Source organism: Cereibacter changlensis JA139 (assembly GCF_003034985.1).
GTDB classification, from domain to species: Bacteria; Pseudomonadota; Alphaproteobacteria; order Rhodobacterales; family Rhodobacteraceae; genus Cereibacter; species Cereibacter changlensis.
Window position 1 is genome coordinate 26,209 of record NZ_PZKG01000039.1, and the last position, 6,395, is coordinate 32,603.

The 6,395-nt window shown below is 69.8% G+C and carries 5 protein-coding genes and 1 pseudogene; 1 reads left to right on the forward strand and 5 read right to left on the reverse strand.

Going from position 1 to position 6,395, the window contains the following annotated elements:
* Window positions 1–121 precede the first annotated feature (121 nt).
* On the reverse strand, window positions 122–943 hold the full coding sequence (locus C5F48_RS10615; protein ID WP_181247691.1) for a hormone-sensitive lipase: 822 nt from the start codon (window positions 941–943) through the stop codon (window positions 122–124).
* A gap of 88 nt (window positions 944–1,031) precedes the next feature.
* Here C5F48_RS10615 and C5F48_RS10620 point away from each other — a divergent pair, with 88 nt between their 5' ends.
* Window positions 1,032–2,510 (forward strand): NAD-dependent succinate-semialdehyde dehydrogenase, encoded by a 1,479-nt coding sequence (locus C5F48_RS10620; RefSeq protein ID WP_107663884.1) that lies wholly within the window; start codon window positions 1,032–1,034, stop codon window positions 2,508–2,510.
* Between the two features lie 121 nt (window positions 2,511–2,631).
* Here C5F48_RS10620 and C5F48_RS10625 read toward each other — a convergent pair whose 3' ends face one another.
* The 4 genes and pseudogenes from C5F48_RS10625 to C5F48_RS10640 all read right to left on the reverse strand — a co-directional run.
* Window positions 2,632–3,105 carry an Hsp20 family protein gene (locus tag C5F48_RS10625; RefSeq protein ID WP_107663885.1) on the reverse strand — a complete coding sequence of 158 codons (474 nt, stop codon included), beginning with the start codon at window positions 3,103–3,105 and terminating at the stop codon, window positions 2,632–2,634.
* Between the two features lie 126 nt (window positions 3,106–3,231).
* A complete protein-coding gene (locus tag C5F48_RS10630; RefSeq protein WP_107663886.1) occupies window positions 3,232–4,041 on the reverse strand; it encodes a trypsin-like serine peptidase in 810 nt (269 codons plus the stop codon).
* Between the two features lie 35 nt (window positions 4,042–4,076).
* Window positions 4,077–5,378 carry a glycolate oxidase subunit GlcF gene (glcF, locus tag C5F48_RS10635; protein ID WP_107663887.1) on the reverse strand — a complete coding sequence of 434 codons (1,302 nt, stop codon included), beginning with the start codon at window positions 5,376–5,378 and terminating at the stop codon, window positions 4,077–4,079.
* Window positions 5,379–5,392: 14 nt separating this feature from the next.
* Window positions 5,393–6,395 (reverse strand): annotated as a pseudogene (locus tag C5F48_RS10640) (FAD-binding protein); the annotation flags it as partial.

Below are 6,395 nucleotides of genomic sequence, written 5' to 3' on the forward strand. Positions count from 1 at the left end.
GCGAAATTTCTGCGAAATTTCGGCGGGGGCTGTCTGCCCCCGCACCCCCGAGGATATTTTCGGACAGAAAATGGGGGGCTTGGAGTCTGCGATCGGTGAGGGGGTGACAGTCGCCTCGCGGTCAGGGTCCGAGCAGGGCGGTGGTGAGGGGAGAGTCGGGCTCCTCGAGTTCGTCGATCACGTCGAAATGGTGTCGGCCGGGGGCGACCTGCCAGGGGCAGTCCCACTCTTCCGACAGGAGCCGGGCCTGCCAGAGGAAGGCGGGGCGCTCCTGCTGGCCGACGTGGACCGTCACGGCGCAGCCGGGGCGGCGCGGCAGCAGGGCCGGGCTTTCCGCCTCGGCCTCGGCAGCGTCGAGCCGCAGCGTGTCGTTCATCGCGGTGAGGCGCAGCGGGCGCAGGTCGGCCAGCGGCGAGATCGGGACCACGTGGCGGAGCCGGGCGGCGAGTTCCGCCGGCAGCGGCGCCTCGGCGCAGGCGAGCCGCGCCGCGAGATGGCCGCCCGCCGAATGGCCGGTGACCGCGATGGGCCCCTCGACCAGCGCCGCGGCCGCGGCCAGGGCGCGGTCGGCTTCGGCAGTCATCTCGGCGATCCGGGCCTCGGGGGCCAGGGTGTAGGACGGCAGCGCCACGGCCCAGCCGCGCGCCAGCGGCCCTGCGGCGAGATGCGACCAGAGGCTGCGGTCGCCCGCCATCCAGTAGCCGCCGTGAAAGAACAGCGCGAGGCCCTGCGGCCTGCCCTCCGGCAGGAACAGGTCGAAGCGCTGTCGGGCGCCGGGGCCATAGGCCAGATCCAGCCGGGCGCGGGAGCCGAGATTTGCGCGGAAAGCCGCCGCCCTCGCCTCCCAGCGCGGGAAATAGGCCTCCGCCCCGGGGATGAATTCGCCGTTCGCATAGGCCCGGTCCATCACGACCCGCTGATTTTCCTCGCTTGAACTGGACATCCGCCCCCCCGCCATGCTTTCCATGGTGATCAGATGGCACGGCGACCCCGCCGGTGCAAACCGAACCCCGAACCCGCACGAGGTCCAAATGCTCGATTCCGTCACCGATCTGCGTTCCCTGCTGAAGGATCCGTCGCTGCTCGAAACCCGCGCCTATGTCGCCGGCGAGTGGATTGCCGCCGATAACGGCAGCACCTTCGAGGTGCGAAACCCCGCCCGGGGCGACGTGATCTGCACCGTTCCCGATCTGGGCCGGGCCGAGACCGCGCGCGCCATCGCCGCCGCCGAGGTGGCGATGAAGGACTGGTCGGTGCGCACTGCCAAGGAGCGCGCCAACATCCTGCGCGCCTGGTTCAACCTGATGATGGCCAATCAGGAGGATCTGGCCGCCATCCTCACCGCCGAGATGGGCAAGCCGCTGGCCGAGGCCAAGGGCGAGATCGCCTATGGCGCCTCCTTCATCGAATGGTTCGCCGAAGAGGCCAAGCGCATCTATGGCGAGACGATCCCGGGCCACATGCCCGACAAGCGCATCACCGTGCTGAAGCAGCCGATCGGCGTCGTCGGCTCGATCACGCCCTGGAACTTCCCCAACGCGATGATCACCCGCAAATGCGGCCCGGCGCTGGCGGCAGGCTGCGGCTTCGTCGCCCGGCCCGCGGCGGAAACCCCGCTCTCGGCGCTGGCGATGGCGGTGCTGGCCGAGCGCGCGGGCCTGCCCAAGGGCATCTTCTCGGTGGTGACCTCGATGAAATCCTCCGACATCGGCAAGGAATTCTGCGAGAACCCGACCGTGCGCAAGTTGACCTTCACCGGCTCGACCGAGGTGGGGCGCATCCTGCTGCGCCAGGCCGCCGATCAGGTGATGAAATGCTCGATGGAGCTGGGCGGCAATGCGCCCTTCATCGTCTTCGACGACGCCGATCTCGATGCCGCCGTCGCCGGGGCCATGGCCTCGAAGTTCCGCAACAACGGCCAGACCTGCGTCTGCGCCAACCGGATCTACGTGCAGGCCGGCGTCTATGACGCCTTCGCCGAAAAGCTGGGCGCCGCGGTGGCCAAGCTGAAGGTCGGCGACGGGCTGACCCAGGGCACCGACACCGGGCCGCTGATCACCGAGAAGGCCGTGGCCAAGGTCGAGGATCACATCGCCGACGTGCTGGCCAAGGGTGGCCATGTGGTGACCGGCGGCAAGCGCCACAGCCTCGGCGGCTCGTTCTTCGAGCCCACCATCGTCACCGGCGTCACGCAGGACATGAAGGTTTCCACCGAGGAGACCTTCGGCCCGCTCGCTCCGCTGTTCAAGTTCGACACCGAGGAAGAGGCGATCGGCTATGCCAATGACACGATCTTCGGTCTGGCGAGCTATTTCTACGCCCGCGACATCGGCCGCATCACCCGGGTGCAGGAGCAGCTGGAATACGGCATCGTCGGCGTGAACACCGGCATCATCTCGACCGAGGTCGCGCCTTTCGGCGGGGTGAAGCAGTCGGGCCTCGGCCGCGAAGGCTCGCATCACGGGATCGAGGATTATCTCGAGCTGAAATACATCTGCCTGTCGATCTGACCGGGCAGGGTTTCAGTGAGGGGGCGGCGGCGCAGGCTGCCGCCCTTTTGCATGTGCGGCGGAGCTGCAACGGAAGAGGGCGCGCCCTGCGGCGCGCCCCCTGTCGGATATCGTGAAGCGATCAGGCCTCGACCGGCGTCTGCACCGCGTCGATGGCCTTGGGCGCGGGCGAACCCGAGGCAATCTCGATCCGGCGCGGCTTCAGCGCTTCGGGCGTCTCGCGCACGAGGTCGATGTGCAGCATGCCATGCTCATGCGAGGCCCCCGTCACGCGGACGTGGTCGGCCAGGGCGAAGCGGCGCTCGAAGGCGCGGGTGGCGATGCCGCGATGCAGGTAGGTGCGGTCGGATTCGTCGGCGGTCTTGCGGGCGCCGACATGCAGCGCGCCGTCCTTCACCTCGACGGCAAGCTCGTCGGGGGTGAAGCCCGCCACCGCGATCGAGATGCGATAGGCATTCTCGGCGGTCTTCTCGATGTTGTAGGGCGGGTAGGTCGGCTGGGCGACGTCAGTGGTCAGCGCGCGATCTATCAGGTCGGCGATCCGGTCGAAGCCGACGGTGGCGCGGTAAAGCGGTGCGAAGTCATAGCTGCGCATGGTCATCCTCCAAGAAGCGATGCTGGTCTGCCCGCCCTCATCGGGCCGGACATTCTGGCTGCCGGACCCATCATGGCATCCGGTCCGGAAGATTTGGGAAGCCGCTTCCGGCCTGTCAAGACCCGCTCAGGGCGTCCCGGGCCGGATGAATTTCGCCCCGCCGCCGGTCCCGCCCGACAGGATCCGCACCGTCGGCACGGCGTGGCGCGCGGGCTCGGCGGCCTCCAGCTCGGCCAGCACCTCGGCCAGGGGTTCCTGCAGCGCCGTACCCAGCGCCACCTTGCGACCCTCGACATCGGCCTTCGCCGAGACGACCGAGACCACCTGCGCCACCCCGCCCTGCATCGAGAAGATCGGCGCGCCGCTGGAGCCGAAATCGACGTTGCAGGACAGCACCAGCACCGCGGGCTGCCGGCCCAGCACATGGCAGACCTCCTGCAGCGCGGGAACCTCGGAGCGGTCCTGCGCATAGGAGACAACGCCGACCTCGTCGCCGGTCTCGGGCCGCAGGCCGGTGGCGAAGGGCAGGATCGAGGGCTGACGGATCGGCTGGTCCAGCTCCAGCACGGCGATGTCGAACTCCACCCGCTCGATCTGCTCCAGCCCGCCGAAGCTGTATTGCGGATGCGGCACGGCGCGGCGCACCTGGCGATAGGCCTCGGCCCGGCCGTTGCGCCAGCCGGCGAGGAACTGGATCTGGGAGGGCTCGATGCGCAGGCCGCTGTCCTTGTCGTAAAGACAATGCGCCGCGGTCAGCACCCGCTGCGGCCCGATCAGCGTGCCGGTGCAGAAGCCCTTGCGGCCCAGGAGGATCTTGCCCACCGCGTTCCAGCCGCGGCTGTCGTCGCTAGTCTGCAGGCTGCGCAGCGGGCTCTCGTCGGCCGTCGCGGCGGCGGCCAGCAGCAGCGACAGCAGGACGGCGGGGATCAGGCGCATGCGGTCTCCGTAGGTGTCGCGCGGAGCAGTGGCGGTCAGGCCCCGTCGTTGCCCACATCCAGCCGGTGCGGCTTCGGCCCGCCCGTCGCCCAGTCCAGAAGCTCCACCGTATGCACGACCGGCACGCCGGTGCCAGAGCCGATCTGCATGATGCAGCCGATATTTCCTGCCGAGATGACATCGGGCCGCTTCGCCTCCAGCGTCTCGACCTTGCGCTGCTTCAGCTCGCCCGAGATCTCGGGGTGCAACAGGTTGTAGGTCCCCGCCGAGCCGCAGCAGAGATGCGGGTCAGCCGGCTCCACCACGGTGAAGCCCGCGCGTTTCAGCAGATCCTTCGGCGTGGTGCGGATCTTCTGGCCATGCTGCAGCGAGCAGGCCGAATGGTAGGCGACGCGGATGCCCTTCTGCGCGCCCTCCGGCAGGTCGAGCCGCTCCAAGAGTTCGGTCACATCGAGCGCCATGGCCGAGACCTCGGCAGCCTCTGCCGCCAGCGGATCGTTGCGGAAGATATGGCCGTAATCCTTCACCGTGGTGCCGCAGCCGCTGGTGTTGATGACGATGGCGTCGAGCCCGCCCGCCCGCTTCTCGGCGATCCAGCCGCGGATGTTGCGCGCGGCGAGCCCGTGGCTCTGCTCGGCCCGGCCCATGTGATGCGTCAGCGCCCCGCAGCAGCCCATGTCCTCCGGGATCACCACCTCGCAGCCGAAGCGCCGGAGCAGCCGGATCGTCGCATCGTTGATGTCGGTATCCAGCGCCCGCTGCGCGCAGCCGGTCAGCAGCGCCACCCGCAGCTTCTTCTTCCCCGTCGCGGCAAACACCTGCGGCGCGTCGTTCGGGCTCGGCTTCGGGATGTGGTGCGGCGCCAGCTGCAGCATCGCCTTCAGCCGCGCGTCGGGCATCAGCCGGGCGAAGGGCCGCCCGAGCTGCGCCGCCTTCAGCGCCCAGCGGAAGCGGCTGGGATAGGGCAGAAGCTGGGCAATGACCCAGCGCAGCACCCGCTCCGGCAAGGGGCGCTTGTAGGTCTTCTCGATATGGTCGCGGGCATGGTCGAGCAGATGCGCGTAATGCACGCCCGAGGGGCAGGTGGTCATGCAGGCGAGGCAGCCGAGACAGCGGTCGATGTGCTTGACCGTCTTGGCATCGGCGGGCCGCCCGGCCTCCAGCATGTCCTTGATCAGGTAGATCCGCCCGCGCGGACTGTCGAGCTCGTCGCCCAGAACCTGATAGGTCGGGCAGGTCGCCGTGCAGAAGCCGCAATGCACGCAGGCGCGCAGGATCTCGTTCGACCGGGCGATGCCCGGGTCCTGCAGCTGTTCGGGGGTGAAGGTGGTCTGCATCGCGGCCTCGCCGTTCAGGCCATCAGGCCGGGATTGAGAATGCCGCGCGGGTCGAACTTCGCCCGAAGCCCGGCGGAAAGCGCAGCCAGCGGGGCGGGCTGCGGCTGGAAGGTCGGAAGGCGGCGGCGCGTCTCGGCGCTGGCGCGGACCAGCGTTGCATGGCCCTTCAGCCCGGGCAGCCGGGCGCGCAGGTCGGCCCCCTCCTCCACCAGCGCCCAGATCAGCCCGCCGCCCCAGTCGAGCAGCACCTCCGCCGCCATCAGCGCCACCAGCCCCGGCGCATCCGAGGGCTTCACCGACAGCCGCCAGACATCGCCCGCCCTGCCGTGGAACGGCTTCACGTCGCGGATCGCCGCCCAGGGCGAGGCGACAGGCGCCACCGCGCCGAAGGGCGCGAGCAGCGCCGCCAGCCTCTCGGCGCGATAGTCCACCGAGGCCGAGAAGCCCTCGAGCCGGAGATAGGTGCCGCGCCCCGGCCAATGCGCCGCGCCGGTCACGTCGAAGGGCGAGCCGAGGGCCGCCGCCATCGCCTCCACCGCGCGACTGTGCGACAGGCCCTCCAGCGCCAGCGTCGCCTCGGCCTCGGGCACCGGCAGAAGCTTGAAAGCCACCTCGCTCAGCACCCCCAGCGTGCCGTGGCTGCCGGCCATCAGCTTGACCAGATCATAGCCGGTGACGTTCTTCATCACCCGCCCGCCGTTCTTCACCACAACCCCCTCGCCGGTGACGAAGCGCATCCCGATCAGGCTGTCGCGGCAGGCCCCGGCCTGCACCCGGCGCGGGCCCGAGGCATTGGCCGCCACCACCCCGCCCAGCGTCGAGCGCCCCTCGCGGCCCAGCAGCCCGCGCATGTCCGGAACCTCGAAGGGCAACGCTGCCCCTGCCCCGCGATGGTGGTCTCGACAAGGCTAAGCGAGGTCCCCGCCCCGGCGACCAACGTCAACGCGCCCGGCTCATAAAGCGAGATGCCCGCCAAGGCGGAGGTATCGAGGATCTCGCCCCCGCCCCGCCCGACCC

Coding starts and splice junctions, on each gene's coding strand:
- C5F48_RS10615 (WP_181247691.1), bottom strand. CDS start 943: ATGTCCAGTTCAAGCGAGGAAAATCAGCGGGTCGTGATGGACCGGGCC.
- C5F48_RS10625 (WP_107663885.1), bottom strand. CDS start 3,105: ATGCGCAGCTATGACTTCGCACCGCTTTACCGCGCCACCGTCGGCTTC.
- C5F48_RS10620 (WP_107663884.1), top strand. CDS start 1,032: ATGCTCGATTCCGTCACCGATCTGCGTTCCCTGCTGAAGGATCCGTCG.
- C5F48_RS10630 (WP_107663886.1), bottom strand. CDS start 4,041: ATGCGCCTGATCCCCGCCGTCCTGCTGTCGCTGCTGCTGGCCGCCGCC.
- glcF (WP_107663887.1), bottom strand. CDS start 5,378: ATGCAGACCACCTTCACCCCCGAACAGCTGCAGGACCCGGGCATCGCC.